This window comes from Dapis brunnea BLCC-M229 (genome assembly GCF_050015995.1).
Classification (GTDB): Bacteria; Cyanobacteriota; Cyanobacteriia; order Cyanobacteriales; family Microcoleaceae; genus Trichodesmium.
This window is the reverse complement of record NZ_JBNHEP010000080.1, coordinates 55453-76261: the sequence shown is the minus strand read 5'-3', so window position 1 is coordinate 76261 and position 20809 is coordinate 55453. Positions and strand designations below refer to the sequence as shown.

Annotated in this window: 18 protein-coding genes; 8 read left to right on the top strand and 10 right to left on the bottom strand. The window is 36.5% G+C overall.

Annotated elements, in window-relative coordinates; translation table 11 throughout:
* The first annotated feature begins 37 nt into the window (after positions 1 to 37).
* Entirely contained in the window at positions 38 to 928 is an 891-nt protein-coding gene (locus ACP6PM_RS09135) for a methylenetetrahydrofolate reductase (protein WP_426583860.1), read from the top strand.
* A 370-nt stretch (positions 929 to 1298) separates the two neighbouring features.
* On the opposite strand, the gene ACP6PM_RS09130 is transcribed toward ACP6PM_RS09135, so the two are convergent.
* The 5 genes from ACP6PM_RS09130 to ACP6PM_RS09110 form a co-directional block, all read right to left on the bottom strand.
* Complete coding sequence (locus ACP6PM_RS09130) at positions 1299 to 1439, bottom strand: hypothetical protein (protein WP_426583858.1); 141 nt, start codon at positions 1437 to 1439, stop codon at positions 1299 to 1301.
* Positions 1440 to 2012: 573 nt separating this feature from the next.
* Positions 2013 to 2420 carry a DUF2358 domain-containing protein gene (locus ACP6PM_RS09125; RefSeq protein WP_426583857.1) on the bottom strand — a complete coding sequence of 136 codons (408 nt, stop codon included), beginning with the start codon at positions 2418 to 2420 and terminating at the stop codon, positions 2013 to 2015.
* A 681-nt stretch (positions 2421 to 3101) separates the two neighbouring features.
* Positions 3102 to 4112, bottom strand: a complete 1011-nt coding sequence (locus ACP6PM_RS09120) for a VWA domain-containing protein (protein WP_426583855.1) — start codon at positions 4110 to 4112, stop codon at positions 3102 to 3104.
* Positions 4112 to 4624 (bottom strand): hypothetical protein, encoded by a 513-nt coding sequence (locus ACP6PM_RS09115; protein WP_426583853.1) that lies wholly within the window; start codon positions 4622 to 4624, stop codon positions 4112 to 4114. Before ACP6PM_RS09115 ends, ACP6PM_RS09120 begins: the two co-directional genes overlap by 1 nt.
* A 308-nt stretch (positions 4625 to 4932) precedes the next feature.
* Positions 4933 to 5565, bottom strand: a complete 633-nt coding sequence (locus ACP6PM_RS09110; protein WP_426583851.1) for a class I SAM-dependent methyltransferase — start codon at positions 5563 to 5565, stop codon at positions 4933 to 4935.
* A 495-nt stretch (positions 5566 to 6060) separates the two neighbouring features.
* Between ACP6PM_RS09110 and phnC the strand changes: the two genes are divergently transcribed.
* From phnC to ACP6PM_RS09090, 4 genes are all read left to right on the top strand, one after another.
* Positions 6061 to 6816 carry a phosphonate ABC transporter ATP-binding protein gene (gene phnC / locus ACP6PM_RS09105; protein ID WP_426583849.1) on the top strand — a complete coding sequence of 252 codons (756 nt, stop codon included), beginning with the start codon at positions 6061 to 6063 and terminating at the stop codon, positions 6814 to 6816.
* A gap of 343 nt (positions 6817 to 7159) precedes the next feature.
* Positions 7160 to 8083 carry a phosphate/phosphite/phosphonate ABC transporter substrate-binding protein gene (gene phnD / locus ACP6PM_RS09100; RefSeq protein ID WP_426583847.1) on the top strand — a complete coding sequence of 308 codons (924 nt, stop codon included), beginning with the start codon at positions 7160 to 7162 and terminating at the stop codon, positions 8081 to 8083.
* 603 nt (positions 8084 to 8686) lie between these two features.
* Positions 8687 to 9490 (top strand): phosphonate ABC transporter, permease protein PhnE, encoded by an 804-nt coding sequence (gene phnE / locus ACP6PM_RS09095; protein WP_426583845.1) that lies wholly within the window; start codon positions 8687 to 8689, stop codon positions 9488 to 9490.
* A gap of 312 nt (positions 9491 to 9802) precedes the next feature.
* The gene (locus ACP6PM_RS09090; protein WP_426583843.1) at positions 9803 to 10798 is read left to right on the top strand and encodes a phosphonate dehydrogenase; all 996 of its coding nucleotides are present in this window, start codon (positions 9803 to 9805) and stop codon (positions 10796 to 10798) included.
* Positions 10799 to 11617: 819 nt separating this feature from the next.
* On the opposite strand, the gene ACP6PM_RS09085 is transcribed toward ACP6PM_RS09090, so the two are convergent.
* Together ACP6PM_RS09085 and ACP6PM_RS09080 are read right to left on the bottom strand one after the other, a co-directional pair.
* On the bottom strand, positions 11618 to 12571 hold the full coding sequence (locus ACP6PM_RS09085; RefSeq protein ID WP_426583841.1) for a DUF1822 family protein: 954 nt from the start codon (positions 12569 to 12571) through the stop codon (positions 11618 to 11620).
* On the bottom strand, positions 12561 to 13454 hold the full coding sequence (locus ACP6PM_RS09080) for a hypothetical protein (protein WP_426583840.1): 894 nt from the start codon (positions 13452 to 13454) through the stop codon (positions 12561 to 12563). The genes ACP6PM_RS09085 and ACP6PM_RS09080 overlap by 11 nt, the downstream gene beginning before the upstream one ends.
* Before the next feature lie 527 nt (positions 13455 to 13981).
* Between ACP6PM_RS09080 and ACP6PM_RS09075 the strand changes: the two genes are divergently transcribed.
* The 3 genes from ACP6PM_RS09075 (at position 13982) to ACP6PM_RS09065 (ending at position 16978) form a co-directional block, all read left to right on the top strand.
* Positions 13982 to 14548, top strand: coding sequence for a Uma2 family endonuclease (locus ACP6PM_RS09075; protein WP_426583838.1), 567 nt, complete (start codon positions 13982 to 13984; stop codon positions 14546 to 14548).
* Between the two features lie 315 nt (positions 14549 to 14863).
* On the top strand, positions 14864 to 15748 hold the full coding sequence (locus ACP6PM_RS09070) for an Rpn family recombination-promoting nuclease/putative transposase (protein ID WP_426583836.1): 885 nt from the start codon (positions 14864 to 14866) through the stop codon (positions 15746 to 15748).
* Between the two features lie 417 nt (positions 15749 to 16165).
* Positions 16166 to 16978 (top strand): Uma2 family endonuclease, encoded by an 813-nt coding sequence (locus ACP6PM_RS09065; protein WP_426583834.1) that lies wholly within the window; start codon positions 16166 to 16168, stop codon positions 16976 to 16978.
* A 105-nt stretch (positions 16979 to 17083) separates the two neighbouring features.
* Here ACP6PM_RS09065 and ACP6PM_RS09060 read toward each other — a convergent pair whose 3' ends face one another.
* The 3 genes from ACP6PM_RS09060 to ACP6PM_RS09050 form a co-directional block, all read right to left on the bottom strand.
* The gene (locus ACP6PM_RS09060; protein ID WP_426583832.1) at positions 17084 to 17323 is read right to left on the bottom strand and encodes a hypothetical protein; all 240 of its coding nucleotides are present in this window, start codon (positions 17321 to 17323) and stop codon (positions 17084 to 17086) included.
* Positions 17324 to 17518 carry a hypothetical protein gene (locus ACP6PM_RS09055; RefSeq protein ID WP_426583830.1) on the bottom strand — a complete coding sequence of 65 codons (195 nt, stop codon included), beginning with the start codon at positions 17516 to 17518 and terminating at the stop codon, positions 17324 to 17326.
* 444 nt (positions 17519 to 17962) lie between these two features.
* The gene (locus tag ACP6PM_RS09050; protein WP_426583828.1) at positions 17963 to 20602 is read right to left on the bottom strand and encodes a WD40 repeat domain-containing protein; all 2640 of its coding nucleotides are present in this window, start codon (positions 20600 to 20602) and stop codon (positions 17963 to 17965) included.
* Between the last annotated feature and the right edge of the window lie 207 nt (positions 20603 to 20809).

Below are 20809 nucleotides of genomic sequence, written 5' to 3'. Positions count from 1 at the left end.
AATCTATACAGTTAAACATAGTAAAGAAATAATATAAATGAATAAATTTCGTAATGCCGTAAAATCTGGAGAATTTTTAATCACTGCTGAAGTAGCACCACCCAAGGGAGCTGACCCCACTCACATGATTAAAATGGCTGAAACTCTCAAGGGTAGAGTTCATGCAGTTAATATTACTGATGGTAGTCGTGCCGTATTGAGAATGTCCTCATTAGCAGCTTCCATCATCTTGAAAAATATTGGCCTAGAGCCAATATTTCAAGTAGCTTGTCGCGATCGCAATCGTATAGCTTTACAAGCTGACTTGATGGGAGCTTCAGCTTTAGGACTTCACAATATTTTGGCCCTAACTGGCGACCCTGTAAAAGCAGGAGACCACAAAGACGCCAGAAGTGTATTTGACATGGAGTCTACACGTCTATTAAAAATGATTGCTAAGTTAAATCAAGGCATGGACTGGAATGAGAAAGCTTTACCAGATGGACCAACAGATTTATTTGTAGGTGCTGCGGTAGACCCTCAGTCCCCTAGTTGGTCAGGATTAAAAAGACGATTTGAACGTAAATTATTAGCAGGGTCTCAATTTTTTCAAAGTCAATTAATTTCTGATTTTGATAAACTAGAAAAATTTATGAATCAAGTTGCAGTAGATAGTAATAAGCCAATTTTAGCGGGAATATTTTTACTAAAATCTGCCAAAAATGCTGCTTTTCTGAATAAGTATGTGCCGGGAGTTGATATACCAGAACATATTATTAATCGTTTGGCAAATGCGGAAAAACCTTTACAAGAAGGAATAAAAATTGCTGCCGAACAAGTGAAGATGGCAAGCAATATTTGTCATGGAGTTCATCTCATGGCAATTAAGCGAGAAGACTTAATTCCCCAAATATTAGATATGGCTGAAATTTCTCCAATTAGAGACTAAAGATAGCGAAATATTTTCAGGGGAGTGTGTTTTGCTTGCCCTAATAATTACAGCAATTTCCTACTTGATAAAGTACATATATTGATGGTTTTAGGGAGTAGGAAAGATGGGGAATTTTATAGGAAACAAGCAAAAAAATATTTACCCTATCAAATGTACCATATTAATCTGGAATCTGCTGTATTGTACAAACAACTTCTTAAGTTGTATCATTTCCGCTTGAATAGTTATAATTAAAGCTTGTAGTAGGGCTTTAGCCCTATCTATCTATTATCGGGCTAAAGCCCTACTACAAACAAAAACTTTAACTTTTTTTATTACTAATTATCCGGACACGATATTACAGGAATAATTTATAGCAAATTTCATCTCAGTCAGGTACACTACTAGCGGGCAAGATGCCCGCATAATTAGCATAGTTATAGAGATTTTTTGACAAGAAACACAGTCGGTCAATTTCCGGATAAAACCGATGATTTTCTTGAATAATATGTCTCTGAACTAACTTCATAAATCAAGGGGTTAAAATTACTAAATGCTCTGAGAAGTTCGGAATTTTTATAATTATTGAGTCGGCAATTCTGAGCCAATTTCATTGTACCATTAAACATCAGGTCGAGAGTTCTTAAATTTTGTCAAATATTTACTATCTGCTTAGTACAAATAAACCAAAATATTTGACATTATTTTACTGTATATGACTATATTTATGTACAACGTTTATTATCCCAATTACCATGGATTAATACTATACTTCGCCGAGACTTCAAAACTCAAGTAATTAGCCGAATTAAAAGTCTATTTTTGACAATTATCAGCCAGTAAGTATAGATTATTCCTATATTTACCAATGGATAATTTATAATTGATAATTAATTAATTCGGCTTTATTGCCTTCTATTTCAAGAGAAAAAAGTGCTAGGATATTTCCTTATCTTCAATTCCCGAACGGTTTTAACCAGAGGTAATTATCCATTATTCATTATCCATTATCAATTATCAATTAATGAACTCTCCCTACACCTCCCACACTCCCTAAACTTCTCCACCCAATCAGATGTAGCAAAATTTTTGAGATTTGGTATTATCCCTTCTGGAAAAACTGCTTTAATATTTCACCTGGTTTCCTATCCCAAGTATCAATATGTTCATAAATCAATCCATCTTGATTAAACTTATAAGTAGAATAACCATTAAAAAAAATCTTAGCTTTCCAAGGAACTCTTAACACACCACGCACAGTCCAATTTGCCAAAATTATATCTTCTGCTGTTTGCTGAACATCATGTAAATCAAAATAGAGTTCCGTAAAAAATAGCCCACCGTGAAAGCGTAAAGTCCAAAAAATAATCCGATAATTAAACTTCCACTTAAAAGTATTTACCGGGTCTTTAAAAAAAATATCTCTAGTATAGATATCGTAGGAAATATCTTTTTCAAACAAAGTTGGTAAATCTAACTTTAGCGTCTCAATAACTTGTTTAACTTGCACTTAAATTTTCCTCACTACAAAACTAACTATATTTAGGGTTTGCTGAAAAAGTCTTATGGGTAAGGGTAGGAGTCAGGAGTCAGGAGTCAGGAGTCAGGAGGAATTACAGAGTATGTAGGAGAAACAATTGTCCCTCAGTTTTTCCGCCCTTATCTACTCAAAATCCTCATATTTTCAGCTTCAGGGAGCAAAAAGCTGGCACTTTTTTACCACAAAAAAGGCTAAAACCTTTGTCTGTAAATGCTTTTAGATTTATTCAGCAAACCCTATTTAATTTTCCTAAATTAATCAATTATCAATTAATAAGTTTGCCATAATTATCATAAGATAATAAAGCTTTTTCATATAGCAGTCGAAGCAAAGGACGCGGACATTGCTAAATAATGAAACTCAGTCATAGATGACTTCTGAGGAGTAGATAAGGATAAAAAAATCGAGGGATATTTCTGCCTCCTAACTCCTCTAAATTCAGACTTCTAAATTCTACCTTCAACCATAAGACTTTTTCAGCAAACTCTAGTTATAGAACCCCTGAAGGTATCTCTCTCCCCCCGGGATTAAATTTTTGAGGCACGGAGTCCAGAGTGGGAATTAGGCAATACGAGAAAAATATTGAAAAATACTCCAATACACCCCATCTCTCCATCTCCCCCCTCTCTTTTTAAATAGATCTCAAATGAGTTATATATCAACATTAACTTTCATCTTTTGCCACTGCACCCAGTGTTTCCAACCCAAATACAAACCAAATAATAATATCGCCCAAACAAAACTAGGTTCTGGAATACCCATCATCCCATCAGGAGTCTGTTTTTTCACTTCCGCTTGACGACTGGGGTTATTGGGGTCAACTCGTTGGTCATCACTCACCGCCACAAATGCAGTATATTTCGACATCAACTGATAACCTAAAGCAAAATTTGTTATAGCATTTATTGTTTCTGGTGTCTCCCCATTAGTCGTTGACAACATTAACTGTTTAATTTTTGCTCGTCCCCAAAGTTGAGCGATCGCTTCATTGCCACTATTGGAGTCGAAGCGCAAGGGAAAGGTTTTTTGATAACGTTTACCACCAGCAGCAACTGCGGTTATTTGTAAATTTCCGTTGAGTCGGTCTTGTTTGCGTCCGTACAAAACTAAGGGTTCTTGAGCAAACAAGTCAGCGGGTTTAAGGGGGAAAATTTCTGGCGTTTCTCCCAAACCTTGCCATTTCACCTCAATATTTGTCAGCACTGGGTTATTTATTTCATTGAAAAACTTTTCTGTTACTGCATTGACAGACTCATCGTGACGGACTACATGAACTGTACCCTGACCTACTTCTGCGAGTCGGTTCAATAAATAACGGTTGACGGAACTACCGACACCAAAACTATAAAGACGGTTGCCTGGTTGCAGTTGTTTTTGTATTCGAGAAATGATTTGATTTTCATTACCTATTAAGCCATCTGTTAATAAGACAATACTGCGCAACCGACCATTTTTTGCAGGGGGAAAATTCAGGACAGTATCAATACCATTTAATAATTCTGTACCTCCATTAACTGCCAATTTGTTAACATAATTTATGGCTTTTTTCCGGTTAGCTGGAGTATTAGCTAGAGGTTTGCTTGATAATGTTCGACTACTATTTGCAAAGTCAATAATAGTAAAGGTATCGTCAGGATTTAATCCCTGAAGAAAACGGCGCATTAATACTTTTGATTGTTCGAGGGGGCACCGCTTTGGGAACCGGATGTATCCATCAAGAAGACTACATCTTTCGGGACAATTTCTTTGGCTTGATATTCCAGGGCTGGAATTAAATAAACTGCAAAATGCCCGCCTTTATTGTCGGCTTGGGAGACAACTGTGGATTGGGTTTCTTTGCCAGCTACTTGGTAACGGAGAACTAAATCTTTATTGGGGATAGTATCAGCTTGGTTGAGTTGTATCTGAGTAATAGATGGTAATCCTTCAGCAGAAATTGTTTGTGTTTGGATTTGATGTGAGGGAGAAATAATATTAGAAATTGGTACTCCAGCGTCAATTTCAATTGTGACATTTATATCATTGTCTGAGCGTTCTTTTGGTGGAGTTTCTAAAGTTTGAGAAAGTAAGTTAGGAATGGAGCTTGTTCCAGGTAAACTTGCTAAATGAATTGATTTTTCTGGGAAGCTTCCTAAATTAGAATTTCCAGGATTATAACGAGGTCCGACAACCATAGGAAAGACAAATTCATAGTCGCCTCCGGTAAATTTTAAGGCGTCGGTGTAGCGAATTACTACTTCTGTAGGGATGTTCCATGGAAGATTTCTACTGTGGTCTACTTAAGTGAAAACTGCTATAAAAGCCCTAAGTGTATCTCCGCAAAGGTGAGGTTTTTTGGCAAAGGAGTCAGTAGTCAGGAGATTGAGAAATAAAATAGGAGAAATAAAGTAGAAAAATGCCGCCATCTCCCCAAGTTCCCCACACCTCCCACACTTCCCATACTATTGGCACCACCAACGTAATTAGTATTAATCATCAGTATTTAACAGGGTATTTTTGGTACAGCTTTTACAACCATCATTCCCCAAATAACTCCGAAACGAAATTTAGTTGCACCATGTAGTTTAAAGTTGGCAGATACCAAGAACTGATGTAATTCAGCTTGGGTATAACATTGTTGATAAGCAGGATCGAAAATTTGTAATAACCAGTCGCAAATTCTACAAAAAAAATAATCTTTGTTCCAGTCAAGAATTATCACTTTTCCATTATGTTTTACTACCCGTTTCATTTCTTCTAATGCTAATTGAGGTTTGTCAAAAAAATGAAAAGAATTACCACATACAACTACATCAAAATAATGACTTTCAAAGGGTAGTGAATGAACTGAAGCTTGTTTAAACTCGACATTAGAAAAAGTATCAAATTTTTGCCTAGCTAAATCTAACATTTTTTCAGATATATCAATTCCTACAATTTTCTGTGTCGGATTTTTTTCGAGCAAGAGTCTTTCAAATTCCCCTGTTCCACAAGCAACATCTAGAATTCTTGCTTGTGGCTGAATTTTCTCCCAATTGTAGAGAAAAGTAAGAGTATTAATAATATAACTCCGCCAGCGTAAATCGTAAGTATTAGCAAGTCGATCATATTCCCTTTGAATTTTAACTTCGTTCATATCAATTTTAAAAAATTCTAGCTTGCCTAAACTTTTTAAATATAGCGCTACTAGTCTGCCATAAAAATTATGATAGGTAATTAGATTCTAACATCTAAGTATTTTCAGAAAGGCAACTTGTCAAAATCATTGTGGTTGACTACTACGCATTAAGGTTAGGACATTTATATATCTTGAAACTCTTTGACAGTTTACTATTCCCTATTCCCTATTGCCTATTACCTAGGGCTACGCCCTATATAGCAATCCGCGCATAGGTTGCGGGTAATCAAAAACTAAATAAAAAAACTGAAACTCTTACCTGTTTCTTGTTCCCTGTTCCCTGTTCCCTGTTCCCTAAAAAGCAGTAAGATTTTTGAGACGAATAAAATAAGATTGCTATATATATACTTGCGGATATTTAAATAATAATTTCACAAAATATACTTGACCAAACATTGATATTAAAAGTAAACTCTAGGAAAAATTAATTAATCATTTAACTAATTAAGCATTATGATTTCTCTGAATAATTTAGCAGTGACTTATCCAGATGGAACAATAGCTTTACATAACATTTCTGTTGAATTTATTCAAGGGGAATTTACGGTAATTTTAGGGTCTTCTGGAGCTGGAAAATCTACTCTCTTACGCTGTATAAACTTTCTTACTTACCCTACCAGTGGACAAGTCATTGCTGAAGGATTAGCTAATTTAGATCGCTCCAAAATATTACAAAAACATCGTCAAAGAACAGGAATGATTTTTCAACAACATCAATTAATTCCTCGACAAACTGCTCTAAAAAATGTTCTAGTAGGTCGTTTAGCTTATCATTCTACTCTGAGAAGTTTATTTCCTCTTCCTAAAAAAGATCAATATATTGCCTTAAACTGTCTAGAAAGATTAGGTTTATTAGACAAAGCTTTAACACCCGTTAAAGCTTTAAGTGGAGGACAACAACAACGAGTAGGAATTGCTCGTGCTTTAGCCCAACAACCTAAATTTCTCTTAGCTGATGAACCCATCGCTAGTTTAGACCCTACCAGTTCTCATCAAGTTTTATCCAATTTACGAAAGATTTGTCAAGAAGATGGAATTGGAGCTTTAGTTAGTTTACATCAAGTTGATTTAGCTTTAGAATATGCCGACCGTATTATTGGATTAGGTAAAGGGACAATTCTCTTTGATGGTAGTCCTTCAGAGATAAAAAACCACCAACTTGAAGAAATTTATCAAACACTATCGTTAAGTAATAACAATTCACTTTAAAGATGTCACAAATAGTTTCAAACTTTAAATGTGAAATAATTTCCTGAAATTACTGTATAGTTAAAGTTTTGAGCCGATAAAATCTTAATGCATGACTTTTGACTTTTGACTTTTGACTTCCGTGAAATGGTCAAAGTTTTGAGCTTATGAAATCTTACTTTTGACTGTAGTTCACCCAGTTAGGATAACACCTGCAATGCAAGAGGATATGTCATATTTGACTATATTTTTATGAACTATAAGACTGCATAAATGTTATCTACAACACATTAAAAAAAAGGGGATTGACTTTTTATAGATAATACTTATAATTATTTCGTTAATTGTTTAAGAAAGAAAGATTATGTTCAGTTTAATCCTCAAAAAAAATTTTTTGACAGTGCTTTTTTTAGCTTGGTTAGGTTTAGTCAGTTGTAGTAATTCTAATACTCAAACATCAAATACAGAAAATCAATCTACACAAGCAGATACAAAAGCCAACCCTGAAAAATTAATTGTTGCTTTATTACCAGATGAATCTGCAAATACTGTAATTCAAAATAATAAAGGACTTGAGACTTATTTAGAAAATCAACTAAATAAAGATATTGAATTATTTGTCAGTACCGATTATTCTTCTATGATTGAAGTAGCTAGTAAAGGACGTTTAGATTTAGCCTATTTTGGTCCGTTATCTTACGTTTTAGCGAAAACTAAAAGTGATATTGAACCCTTTGCTGCTTTAGAAAAAGATGGAAAAACTACCTATAAAGCCGTAGTTATTGGTAATGCAGAATCAGGAATTGATTCATATCAAAAAATAGAAGGAAAAGTCATGGCTTATGGGGATCAAGCTTCTACTTCTAGTCACCTAATTCCCAAGTCAATGTTAATGGAAAAAGGATTAAAACCTGGGGAAAATTATCAAGAAGTTTTTGCGGGTGCCCATGATGCGGTTGCTGTTGCTGTTGCCAATGGAAATGCACAAGCAGGAGGTTTGAGTAAACCAATTTTTAATGCTTTAATTGAGAAGGGAACAATTGATAAAAATAAGGTAATTGTTATTGCTGAATCTCAACCTTTCCCTCAATATCCTTGGACAATGCGTTCTGATTTAAAACCTGAACTTAAAACACAAATTAAACAGGCATTTTTAGAATTAGAAGATGAAGCGATACTAAAACCATTTAAAGCAGATGGATTTCAATTAATTACAGATAAAGATTATGATGTGGTGAGAGACTTAGGAAAACTACTCGATCTTGATTTTGCTAAATTGAGTAAATAATAGACTAAACGGAAGTATTCAGCTATTAGCTATAGCAATCTTATTTCAATTGTAATATTTTTGTGGTAGGGGCGTTTCATGTTGCGGAGCAAAACGGCCGTTAGCTTACGCATAACTATCGTTAACGCCCCTACAGGAGTCAGGATTCATAATTTTCAAGATTTTTCATCAGTCTTAACTATTATAAAAATTCTCACAAATCGTTTAGGATTGCTATATTAACTTCTGAAACATATCTAAAAATTATCGTTACACAATTGTGTAAGTTAACAACTTAAATTAGTCATTATTGTGTTTCAATTCTGTGGTTGAAAATGTAGTAGAAGTCAAACGAAAAGCTTGCTTCATTTATGAACAATGTTAAAAAGCTGAGAGCTGACTGCTAATAACTGAATGCTTACAAAAAATTAGTCAATTTTCTTCTAAGTAGGTAGGTGGGAAAATTTACAAGTACGTCATTGCGACTGGAACGGAGTGGAAGGAAGCAATCTCAAAGGTTTGGACTGCATAAACATTTCGTTACATAGTGAGGTTTATTCGCGCCTACCTACTTAAAAATTATCTTAACTGATAACTGATAACTGATAACTGATAACTGAAATAATGGTTACTCCCAATAAATTTGATAGTTTGCTCCGTCAACAACAAAGAAGTTGGTATATTTCTTTGACTAAAACATTGACCTTATTAGCCATTATTTTAGTCAGCTTTGGGAGTGTGGGATTATTGGATGGACAACGATTATCTGAGGGAATTCCCGATTTAATTGAGATGGTTTGGGAAATGTTTCCGCCAGATTTTAGTCGCGCTCTATACTGGATTAAACCTTTAATTGATACTATTGCTATGAGTATTGCTGGTACAGGTATGGCTGTAGCTATTTCTCTTCCCCTTTCTTTAGGAGCTGCTCGTAATACGACACCTCATCCTGTTGTTTATTTCCTATCAAGAATGATTCTGAATATAACTAGGGCAATTCCCGAATTAATTGTAGGAATTCTTTTTGTAGCAGCAGTTGGATTTGGCACACTTCCTGGGGTATTAGCATTAGGATTTCATTCAATTGGCATGGTAGGAAAATTCTTTGCTGAGGCTATAGAACATACAGATAATGCTCCTATTGAAGCTGCAAAATCTGCGGGTGCTAATCATTTACAAATTATTTTTCATAGCATTTTTCCTCAAATTTTTCCTCAAATTGCTGACGTGACTTTTTACCGTTGGGAATACAATTTTCGAGCCTCAATGGTATTAGGAGCTGTTGGAGCTGGTGGCATTGGATTTGAAATTCTTGGAGCCTTACGTTTACTCAAATATGAGGAAGTTTCAGCACTTTTATTGGTTGTGTTAATAATGGTTACTTTAGTTGATAGTTTAAGTAATTATTTACGTCAAAAATTTAATTAAGGAAGAAAGAAGAGGGAAGAAGGAAGAAGGAGTAAATATTGAAAAAAAGGGAAAAACGTATAGATATAACTATCTAAAATTAATTAGGGCTTACCGATCAAATCTAAAAACGTTGACAGATAAAGGTAATATTATCAGAACTTACGCATAACCACTATATCTTGTATGGGCGAATGGCATTCGCCCCTACACATAACAGTTTAGATAAGCCCTGATTATTAAAAATTAACTTTCTTCTGTCTTCCTTTCTTTTGTCTTCCTTTCTTCTTTCCTTCTTCCTTTTTCCTTCTTCCCTCTTCCTTCTTCCTCATTATGAATAAAAAACCTAAAGTTGTTATTACCCATTGGATTCATACTCAAGTTATTGATTATTTAAGTCAAACTTGTGAAGTTATTCTCAATCAAACTCAAGAAACATTATCTCGTGAAGAAATTATCAATCGAACCAAAGAATCTGAAGGTTTAATGGTATTTATGCCTGACTATATTGAATCTAGTTTCTTAGATGCTTGTCCCCAATTAAAAGTTATTGCAGGAGCTTTAAGAGGGTATGATAATTTTGATATAGATGCTTGTACAAAACGAGGTATTTGGTTCACAATTGTTCCCGATTTATTAGCAGCACCCACAGCAGAATTAACTATTGGTTTACTAATTGGATTAGGTCGTCGAATATTAGAAGGCGATCGCCTAATTCGTGATGGTAATTTTCAAGGATGGAAACCACAACTTTATAGTACCGGATTATTGCATAAAACTCTGGGAATTGTAGGGATGGGAAAATTAGGAAAAGCTTTGGCTCAAAGATTAGTAGGTTTTGAAATGAATTTACTTTACAGCGACCCTATTCCCTTATCTGTACAACAAGAAACTGCCTGGAAAATCTCTAGAGTTTCTTTAGAAGAACTCTTAAAAAGTAGTGATTATGTAGTGTTAATGGTACCTTTAATTCCTAATACCTATCATCTGATTAATCAAGATACCTTAGCCAAAATGAAACCAAAAAGTTTCCTAATTAATCCATGTCGGGGGTCAGTTGTAGATGAGAAAGCGATCGCCTCGGCAATTCAATCTGGACATTTAGCTGGATATGCTGCTGATGTATTTGAGATGGAAGATTGGGCAATTTATCATCGTCCTCAAGAAATTTGTGAGGCATTAATAACAGAGAAAAATAAGACTTTTTTTACTCCTCATCTAGGTTCTGCTGTTGATGAAATTCGCCACGATATTGCTTTTGAAGCTGCTAAAAATATTGTGCAAGTTTTATCAGAAAATATTCCTCAAGGAGCAGTTAACGAACTATAAATTTAATCAAAATATATCATAACTATTTAATGCTACGCAAACAGCCGTCAGTTATTAGCTATCAGCTATTAATTTTGTAGAAGGTAAAAGCAACCTTTGAAATTGAGAAAGAGTAAAAACTTAATGCTAAAGTCCCCTGCTCTAACTTTAGAAGTAATTATTCATTACTAATTACTGAATGCTGAATGCTCATAACTGAATGCTTACCTATTTAGTGACTTTCTTAGGGACACTATTAAATCTGTTGGTAATCAAAAATATATTGAGAACCCCGATCCATTTTAATGTGTAAATAACCTGCTGTATCCCAATACCATTTTTACTATTCATTTCCTCTGGCTGGGTGCTTCATAAAATGTGTTGACTATTGCGTAGGTCGCAATAGAAGAGAAATTTGACTATTCATCTCCTCTGGCTGGGTGCTTCATAAAATGTATTGACTATTGCGTAGGTCGCAATAGAAGAGAAATTTGACTATTCATCTCCTCTGGCTGGGTGCTTCATAAAATGTGTTGACTATTGCGTAGGTCGCAATAGAAGAGAAATTTGACTATTCATCTCCTCTGGCTGGGTGCTTCATAAAATGTATTGACTATTGCGTAGGTCGCAATAGAAGAGAAATTTCACTATTCATCATTAGCTTTTTTCGTAATCACCCCATCCCCCCATTTTCTAATGCACCATTTAAGGTGTGTCGGTCCACTACATTAATGCACTAAAATTTTGCTGTAAAGTTGATGGAATTTTCTTCAAAATAATAGGGACGTTCCACGGAACGTCCCTACAATAATTTGATTTTTATCCTATCAAGGTGTCAAATTAAAACCGCAAAATTTCTCGACTAAAATGATCAGGAATCGGCTCAATTTCCCAGATTAAACCTTCCCCTGGTTCTAAAATTACATCTACATAAAGATTTTCTACAGCATGAGTAGATACAGCTTCATTCTTTTCAAAACTTTCTGCATTTTCTGTCAGTAATCGCAACTTAAAGCCTGCCGGAATTAAACCTCCCACAGCTATATTTTGCAGTTCAAATCGCCAGATAATTTCATCCTTTTTCACCAGACTAAAGACCTGCAAAGTAAAATATTGTCCGGCAATTTTGAGTTGTTTGGATAAAATTTTATCTGTAGGAATTTCTAATTCTTCTGTAGGTGCTTTCCTGGCATAAGCTGAATCTGTTTGTTTGTTCAGTAATAGCCAACCAATTTGTTCGGCTAGTTCATCAATTCCTTGTTTAAGCAATTCCAAGACATTGACTTCTAATACTTCTGACTCATTTTGCAATTTTAATTCTTCTAAAACAGAAAACAAATTATCCAGAGGGTGTAGTTTTTCCAGAAGAATAGTTTCTGGTAAATTATCGACGTTTGTTACAGGGAAATATCCTAAGACTTTGGCTTTATCCAAAACTTGCTCGAACTGTACCGCTACAAAACCAATAATGTTTTCTGGTACATCGGGAGGTACAGAAAATTCTGTTTTTTCAGGCAAAATTGGAATGCAAAATAATCTCTTGTTTTCTACTACTAAGTCTGTGGCATTCAAAACTCCGCTCAGAATTGGATTTAAACTTTTAACCTGTTGTAAATCTGTAGAAAAATCTAACCATTTCAATAAATTATTAACAGCCTTAACCGCCAGAATATTCAAATAAGTTTGTTTACCAATTTCTGGGTTAGATTGTTCGGCTGCTATACTGGCAGCTTGTTGATGTGTTTCAGCATCTAAAGTTACAAAAACTGGTTGTAATTCTGTTCTATTCATCATTGTCATTTTCTCCTAATATTTCTTTTATTTGTTGTGCAAATAGTTTGATATACTTGTCGAAATTCTGCTCAATATCCTGATTGATTTCCTCAAATAAACTCTCTCTATGTCTGTTCCAACAGGATTTGATGGTTTGATATTTTATGTCATGCTCTTTAGCAAAAATTGTCCAATTCTTTTTCTTCTCTGGTTCAGAGAGATTGATGATTTTTTTGCTTTTTCTAATGTATTTTGCCTTTGGCTTATCAACAATAATCCAGTCTTCTTTTACTGTTATTTTGTCACCTGGATTGCTCAAATAAAAATACTGCATGATTGTTTGAGCGTTACATTCTGGATATCCTTTGGGATGAATTTCCTGTAATTTTCCTTCTGGATCGTTCTCAATATAAAGTTCTACAATTAAACCTTTTCTTTGAGTTTTATGATTTTGTAGATGGGTAATATAAGTTTCAAAACCATCTGATGTAGAAAGATTAAATCCTTCATTAGCTAATAAGTCTATCCAATCTTCTTTTTGCTCTCCACCCACTAGAGTATTGAGACTAATTTCTTGATTTGTTTTGCTGTATAAGTCAAAAATGTCATACTTTAAATATCCATTTATCCACATTACATAACGCTGTCGCACCAATAGGGGTGAATTTTGACTAATATCAATTCTCCATCTTTTTTTGTATTCCTGGAGAAACCTATCAATATTTTGTTTGACAGAGAATAAAGTGTTATTAACTGCCTGTAAATAATCTGAATGTTTGTCTTTACGAATTCCTGGCAACCTGGGAGTAATATTTAGTAAATTGTTAATAGTTTGGTTTCTTTGGTCTCCCCTTTGGTTTTTGATTTCGGTTAAAAGTTGTTTGACTTTTGCATCTTTGTCCATAATTTTAGTTTCATAGAATATTAGGGTTTGAGCGTCTCTATATTTAATGTCGATATCTCTGGAAAAAGTTATTCATATTTAGAGGGAAGCCAAGGGTAGGTTGGGTTGAGGAACTCCGAAACCCAACACTAAACAACTAAAATCGTGCATTATATCATGTCCGGTTAAATAGTTATAATTAGAGCTAGTAGTTGGGCTTTAGCCCTAAGTATGGATATTTAATAGACATCTCCAACAATAAAAAATAAAATCAATTATCGTACAGAAGTTATTAGTTATTTTCTCCTATTGCCTATGCTCTCTTTTCTAGAGATGTCTAATGGGCTAAAGCCCAACTACAAACAAAAAATTATTTATCATTAGATTATTAAATCCTTTTCACATCTTAAATTATGACTGTCTAACGCACCCTACACCTACTATATTTTTGTACCTCACGACTGATAAAAATTGCTATAATTGTTAATTATTAATTGGGATAAAAAATACTGTAACGAGCTTTCTTAAATTTCGTATTAGAGGTAAAAATGGTACAGGTAAAAAATCAACTCACATTACAAGAATTTCTCGAACTTCCACCAGGAGAGGGAGATATTATTTATGAATTTATTAATGGAATAGCAGTAGCAAAAATGTCGCCCAAAAAATTTCATTCTAAACTGACTCGTGCTTTACTTTATTTAATTGATGAATGGTGTCAAGAAAAGGGAGAAGTATATCCAGAATTGGCAGTTAAATTAATCAGAAAAGGAAAAGATTGGATGCCTGTTCCAGAATTATTATATCTTGCTGCCGAACGTTTTCCTGAAGATTGGGAAGAAGATGTTGCTTGTTCCGTACCGCCAGATTTAGTAATAGAAATTATTTCTCCCGGTCAAACTTATGGTCAACTTAATGCTAAAGCTAAAGATTATTTAGATGCGGGTGTATTAAGAGTGTGGGTTATTGATAGTAAAGCTAGAAGTATTACAGTTTTTTATCCAGATGCACCGCCACAAACTTATATGGGAGATACTCTACTGATAGATTCTTTATTTGCAGGATTAGAGTTAACTGCTGAACAAGTGTTTAAAAAAGCTGGAATTGCTAATTAAATTATTCCCAATCTTGAGAAAAAATTCATTTATATCTATAAAAAAAGTTCAGTATCGTTGCTAGAATATTTACTAGAATTTCTGGCTTGAAAAGGAGAAAAAATACTATGAAATTTGTTAGTCCTAAGATAGATTATGCTTTTAAAAAAATCTTCGGTTCAGAAAAAAGGCGTAGGTTGGGTTGACCTTAAGGAAACCCAACACAAATTTATAGTTGTTGGGTTACGCTGTCGCTTAACCCAACCTACATCTCTTGTAAGTAGAGTTGCTAAAATATTTACTATAATTCCTGGCTTAAAAAGGAGAAAAAATACTATGAAATTTGTTAGTCCCAAGATAGATTATGCTTTTAAAAAAATCTTCGGTTCGGCACAAAGTCAAGACATCTTAATCAGTTTTCTCAATGCGATTATTTATGGAGGAGAAAAAATTATTCAGTCTTTGACAATCGTTAATCCTTTTAATCCTGGTCAAGTAATCTCATTAAAAGATACTTATTTGGATGTCAAAGCTGTTTTAGTTGATGGTTCTCTTGTGATGATTGAAATGCAAGTAGCATGGATGGCTGCTTTTAACAAACGGGTAGCTTACAATTTAGCTAAAGCTTATGCTAATCAGTTAGAAAAAGGAGAAAATTACCCTCGACTAAATCCGGCGATCGCTGTCACAATTACGGATTTTATTTTGTTTAAAGAGACTGAGAATGTGGTGAATAAGTTTGTGTTTAAAGAAGAAGATAAAAACTTTGAATGTTTGGATAAAGAATGGCGATTAATTTTTGTAGAATTACCCAAGTTTAAGAAAAGTTTGTCTGAGTTAGATAGTTTGAGTGATAAGTGGATTTATTTTTTGAAAGATGCTAGCCGTTTAGATGAGATACCGGAGAATTTAGGAGAAGTTTCGGAAATAAAAAAGGCTTTAAATATTGCTAATCAAATTAACATGACAGCGGAAGAGTTAGATATGCTTGACCGTCGAGGAATGATGCTCCAAGATGAAATAGGACGGATAAGTTATGCGGAAAAAAAAGGGGAATTACGGTTAATAATGCGTCTAATTAAAAAGCGTTTTGGAGAAATTCCAGAGGCAATAATTAGTCAAATTGAGAATTTATCTGTTGAAGATTTAGATAATTTAGGGGAAGATTTTTTAGACTTCAATAGTTTGGAAGATTTGTTGAGTTGGTTGCAGGAACGTTAGTTATACAGCGCTTTCCCTTGTTATGAGGTACATCCATCGCGGGCAAGATGCCCGCACTACAATATTTTTATCATTGACCCTGTATATCATTTCTCCGAAATTTGCTGTAATACGTAGGTTGGGTTTCGGCTGTCGCCGACATGAAAAGCGACAGCGCAACCCAACACCCAACAGCATACTCCTATTTTGTTGGGTTTCTTAAACGTCAACTTTTGTTGGGTTTCCTAAACGTCAACCCAACCTACAAAGTTTACAATAACTCAATGCTTACGATTGCTATATAATATATTCAAAACTTACGCAGCTAACTCTACCTTTAGGTTAGGTTACAACTGAGCTGATACTAAAGTTAGTGTAGGAGAATATTTTGCATAAGTCCTGATATTAAACAATTACTAAATCAATCTGGAGGTAATTATGTCAGAAAAATTGACTATTCTGCCCCATGAATATCCAGATACCAGTCACATGATTCTGGAGGATGACGCTCCCTTGGATAGTTTTATTAATGAAAAACAACAACGTTTACTCACAACTGTATTTTATAGTGGTGCTGAAATACCAATAAATGTTCCTTTTATTGTTGCTGCTAATGTGGGTTTATTTTCTCATATCCGAGACTCAGGAATTGTACCTGATGTGTTTTTAAGTTTGAATATTATTGGTGAAAAAGAATGGTGGGAACGTAATGTTCGTTCTTATTTATTCTGGGAATTTGGCAAACCACCAGATGTGGTAATTGAAATTGTTTCTCCGACTCCGGGCAATGAATTAGGAACTAAATTAACAGACTATGCTCAGTTAAGAATTCCTTATTATGTTGTCTACGATCCATTACAAAAACTAAGTGAAACTGTACTGCAAGTATTTCAACTGCAATTTAATTCTTATATTCCTAAAAATGATGCTTGGTTTACCAATGTTAATTTGGGATTAACTCTGTGGAATGGTAGGTTTGAAAATATTAATGGTACTTGGTTGCGTTGGTGCGATGCTGATGGGAATGTGATTAAAACAGGAGATGAAATAGCAGCAGAAAAAGACGTTCAAATTAAACAGGCGTTATTATTAGCAGTTGAAATGGGATTAAAATTCAAGTTTGCTGATGAATATATGGAGATATTATCCGAAATTTCAGCAATTAATGATGTGAAATTATTAGAGAGAATTATTGCTCAAATTCCCCAGGTTTCTTCAATGGATGAATTGCGAAAACTATATTCTGAATAGCTCAAAAATACGAACAAGGAATGCCTAGTATGGGAGCAAGATGCTCCCACTGCCATTTCTGATGACAAAAGTAATTACAACTGGACATAACATTACTTCTGACTTCTAACTTCTGACTTCTGACTTCCTATGGCGATCGCTCAATTTTAGAAAAAATACCGTAGGTTGGGTTAAGCGACAGCGCAACCCAACACCCAACAGCATACTCGTATTTTGTTGGGTTTCCTTAACGTCAACCCAACCTACAAAGTTTACTATTAGGAAATTCTTGTTCCTCTCAAATACAGTCACAGCAATAATTTTACTTCTAACTTCTAACTTCTGACTTCTGACTTCTGACTTCATCTAGCCACTGCCTCTTGATGCTGGCGTTATTTGCAGATGTTTTTTTGGTGGGGATAAATAACCACGTTGAGTTAGAAATTCTTCTACTGCTGCTTGTATAACTATATTGGGAGTGGGGGAGTCTTGGCGATCGCGCATATAGGATAATAATGCACTTGCTAGGGGTTCTGGTAGGTTTATGGTTTGTGGTTCCATTTGTTTTGAGTGTGAGGTTTTGGTTGATGATTTTTTAACACAGATTTTGAATTTTGTCAATTGGGGAGCGATCGCTCAATTTTACTACTGACATATCGCAACTGTAGGGGCGGGTTCCGCGTTAAATTAACAATGCCAACAATTAGATCGGCTAAACCCGCCCCGATTTTCATTAATTAAATCAATGGTGGGGGGCGGGTTTACATTACTCAACGACTAATTGACACAATTTTCGGTTGAACCCGCCCCTACAATTTTTTTGTTTGGTTTCTAACTTCTAACTTCAGATGAACCCGCCCCCATTTTCGTTCATTAAATCAATGGTGGGGGGCGGGTTTACATTACTCAACGACTAATTGACACAACTTTCGGCTAAACCCGCCCCTACAATTTTTTTGTTTGGTTTCTAACTTCTGACTTCTGACTTCAAACTTCTGACTTCTATTAAATTCCCTCACACAAACGTTTATCTTCTTCGCTGACATTGGGATTATTCCTCACATGATCGCCCACCCAGTCGCAGCCTTGTTTGAGGAGGGAGTCGAGGTCGAAATTCCATAGGCGCACGGTGCCGTCACGGCTAACAGCAGCCAGTAACTTACCATCAGGGCTGAAACTGAGGTGCCTTACCCAATCTTTATGCCCTTCTAAAGTAGCAACAGCAGTGCCATCTGTTTGCCATAAACGCACCGTGCCGTCACTGCTAGCAGAAGCCAGTAACTTGCCATCTGAGCTGAAACTAATGTGGTTGACCGAATCTTTGTGCCCTTCTAAAGTAACAACAGCAGTGCCATCTGTTTGCCATAAACGCACCGTGCCGTCACTGCTAGCAGAAGCCAGTAACTTGCCATCTGAGCTGAAACTAATGTGGTTGACCGAATCTTGATGTCCTTCTAAAGTAGCAACAGCAGTGCCATCTGTTTGCCATAGACGCACTGTGTTGTCACTGCCAGCAGAAGCTAGTAACTTGCTATCGGGGCTGAAACTGACATGGCTGACCAAAACTTTATGTCCCTCTAAAGTAGCAACAGGAGTACCATCTACTTGCCACACACGCACTTTTTTATCAATAGGAAAAGCCAACAGCTTGCCATCAGGGCTGAAACTGACTTGGTAGAAACCTTTACGCCCCTCTAAAGTAGCAACAGGGGTACCATCTACTTGCCACACACGCACTGTGTTGTCCCAACTAGCAGAAGCCAATAACTTGCCATCAGGGCTGAAACTAACGTGGTTTACTGTATCTTTATGCCCATCTAAAGTAGCAACAAGAGTACCATCTACTTGCCACACACGCACTGTGCTGTCACCGCTAGCAGAAGCCAATAACTTGCTATCAGGGCTGAAAGTGACGTGTTCGCTCATTTTTTTATGCCCCTTTAAAGTAGCAACAGAAGTGCCATCAATTTGCCACACATTCACCGTCCCGTCCCTGTTAGCAGAAGCGAGTAATTTGCCATCGGGGCTGAAACTGATGTCTTGGATATGATTGAAGGTGGCAACAGGAGTACCATCAGTTTGCCATAGACGTACTGTGTGGTCGCCACCAGCAGAAGCAAGTAACTTGCCATCGGGGCTGAAAGTGACGTGTTCGCCCCATTTTTTATGCCCTTTTAAAGTAGCAACAGGAGTGCCATCAATTTGCCACACATGCACCGTACTATCATTGCTAGCAGAAGCGAGTAACCTGCCATCGGGGCTAAAATCGATGTGGCTAAAATTGTCTATATGCCCATCTAAAGTAGCAACAGGAGTGCCATCAATTTTCCACAGACGCACTGTGTTATAACCGCCAGAAGCGAGTAACTTACCATCGGGGCTGAAACTGACATGGTTGACCCAAGTTTTATGCCCCTCTAAAGTAGCAACAAGAGTTCCATCTACTTGCCACACACGCACTGTGCTATCACGGCTGCCATCAGAACTTCTAGTGGGTTGACCGCCACCAGAAGCGAGTAACTTGCCATCGGGGCTGAAACTGACATGGTTGACCACACCTTTATGTCCCTCTAAAGTATGAACAGGAGTGCCATCTACTTGCCATAAACGCACTGTTTTGTCATGGCTTGCAGAAGCGAGCAACTTGCTATCGGGACTGAAACTAAAGTGGTTAATCCTATCTTTATGCCCCTCTAAAGTAGCAACAGGAGTACCATCAGCTTGCCATAGACGTACTGTGTGGTCGCCACCAGCAGAAGCTAGTAGCTTGCCATCGGGGCTGAAACTGACACTAACGTGCCTGAACCAACCTTTATGCCCCTCTAAAGTAGTAACAGGAGTGCCATCTGTTTGCCACACACGCACGATACCGTCAGCGCTTGCAGAAGCGAGCAACTTGCTATCAGGACTGAAACTGACTTGGAATACCTCAGCTTTATGTCCCTCTAAAGTAACAACAGGAGTGCCATCTACTTGCCACAGACGCACTGTTTTGTCATGGCTGGCAGAAGCGATAAACTTGCCATCAGGGCTGAAAATGACGTGATCGATTCCATCTTTATGCCCCTCTAAAGTCTTAAATTCTTTCCATTTCTCAAAATCAAAGGTCTGTTGCAGCAACACCATACCCCGTACCCTATTTTCTAGACTAACCCAACCAGCTTTTAATTTTTTCCCCAAGGCAATAACATCTAACTGTCGCTCTAAACTCGTAGCTCCCACATATTCTAAAGTTGAAATCTCTTCTTTAAGTACAACATTATTCTTCTCATCAACAGCCCGACGCCACTGCCACACCGCCCCCACAGCAAACACAGACACTGCCACCAAACCACTCACTAACCCCAATATCGTCCTTCGCCTACGCAGTCGCTTCTCCTCTTCCTGCCGTTGACGCAACGCCATCCCCGCCTCAATAAACTCCTGAGTCAACTCAGACAACTCATCACCATACTTAATATAAAGTTCCTCTCCATTCTGTAACGCTACACCCCGCTGCAAAAAATCATCCACTCGCCCATGTTGCACCCATTTATTAGCATCCTGCTCCATCTGTCGTTGCTGTTGTAGGCGACTTCTATTGTTATCCAACCACCAACGTAAAGTTGACCAATGACGGATTAAGATTTCGTGGGCGACTTCCACGGTGATTTTTAATTCCTGTAAATTGACCTCTCCCCCAACCCCTCTCCTACGAGGAGAGGGGAGAAGAGGGGAAACTTTTTCATCCTCTAATCTTTCCTCTCCCCCTTCCCTTGCAGGGAAGGGGGTTGGGGGGTTAGGTGACTCTAAAGAGCTGACCTCTCCCCCAACCCCTCTCCTACGAGGAGAGGGGAGAAGAGGGGAAACTTT

Excerpts from the sequence above, each read along its gene's own strand:
- ACP6PM_RS09135 (WP_426583860.1), top strand. The coding sequence starts at position 38 with ATGAATAAATTTCGTAATGCCGTAAAATCTGGAGAATTTTTAATCACT.
- ACP6PM_RS09130 (WP_426583858.1), bottom strand. The coding sequence starts at position 1,439 with ATGAAGTTAGTTCAGAGACATATTATTCAAGAAAATCATCGGTTTTAT.
- ACP6PM_RS09120 (WP_426583855.1), bottom strand. The coding sequence starts at position 4,112 with ATGCGCCGTTTTCTTCAGGGATTAAATCCTGACGATACCTTTACTATT.
- ACP6PM_RS09115 (WP_426583853.1), bottom strand. The coding sequence starts at position 4,624 with ATGGTTGTCGGACCTCGTTATAATCCTGGAAATTCTAATTTAGGAAGC.
- ACP6PM_RS09110 (WP_426583851.1), bottom strand. The coding sequence starts at position 5,565 with ATGAACGAAGTTAAAATTCAAAGGGAATATGATCGACTTGCTAATACT.
- phnC (WP_426583849.1), top strand. The coding sequence starts at position 6,061 with ATGATTTCTCTGAATAATTTAGCAGTGACTTATCCAGATGGAACAATA.
- phnD (WP_426583847.1), top strand. The coding sequence starts at position 7,160 with ATGTTCAGTTTAATCCTCAAAAAAAATTTTTTGACAGTGCTTTTTTTA.
- phnE (WP_426583845.1), top strand. The coding sequence starts at position 8,687 with ATGGTTACTCCCAATAAATTTGATAGTTTGCTCCGTCAACAACAAAGA.
- ACP6PM_RS09090 (WP_426583843.1), top strand. The coding sequence starts at position 9,803 with ATGAATAAAAAACCTAAAGTTGTTATTACCCATTGGATTCATACTCAA.
- ACP6PM_RS09085 (WP_426583841.1), bottom strand. The coding sequence starts at position 12,571 with ATGATGAATAGAACAGAATTACAACCAGTTTTTGTAACTTTAGATGCT.
- ACP6PM_RS09080 (WP_426583840.1), bottom strand. The coding sequence starts at position 13,454 with ATGGACAAAGATGCAAAAGTCAAACAACTTTTAACCGAAATCAAAAAC.
- ACP6PM_RS09075 (WP_426583838.1), top strand. The coding sequence starts at position 13,982 with ATGGTACAGGTAAAAAATCAACTCACATTACAAGAATTTCTCGAACTT.
- ACP6PM_RS09070 (WP_426583836.1), top strand. The coding sequence starts at position 14,864 with ATGAAATTTGTTAGTCCCAAGATAGATTATGCTTTTAAAAAAATCTTC.
- ACP6PM_RS09065 (WP_426583834.1), top strand. The coding sequence starts at position 16,166 with ATGTCAGAAAAATTGACTATTCTGCCCCATGAATATCCAGATACCAGT.
- ACP6PM_RS09060 (WP_426583832.1), bottom strand. The coding sequence starts at position 17,323 with ATGAAGTCAGAAGTCAGAAGTCAGAAGTTAGAAGTTAGAAGTAAAATT.
- ACP6PM_RS09055 (WP_426583830.1), bottom strand. The coding sequence starts at position 17,518 with ATGGAACCACAAACCATAAACCTACCAGAACCCCTAGCAAGTGCATTA.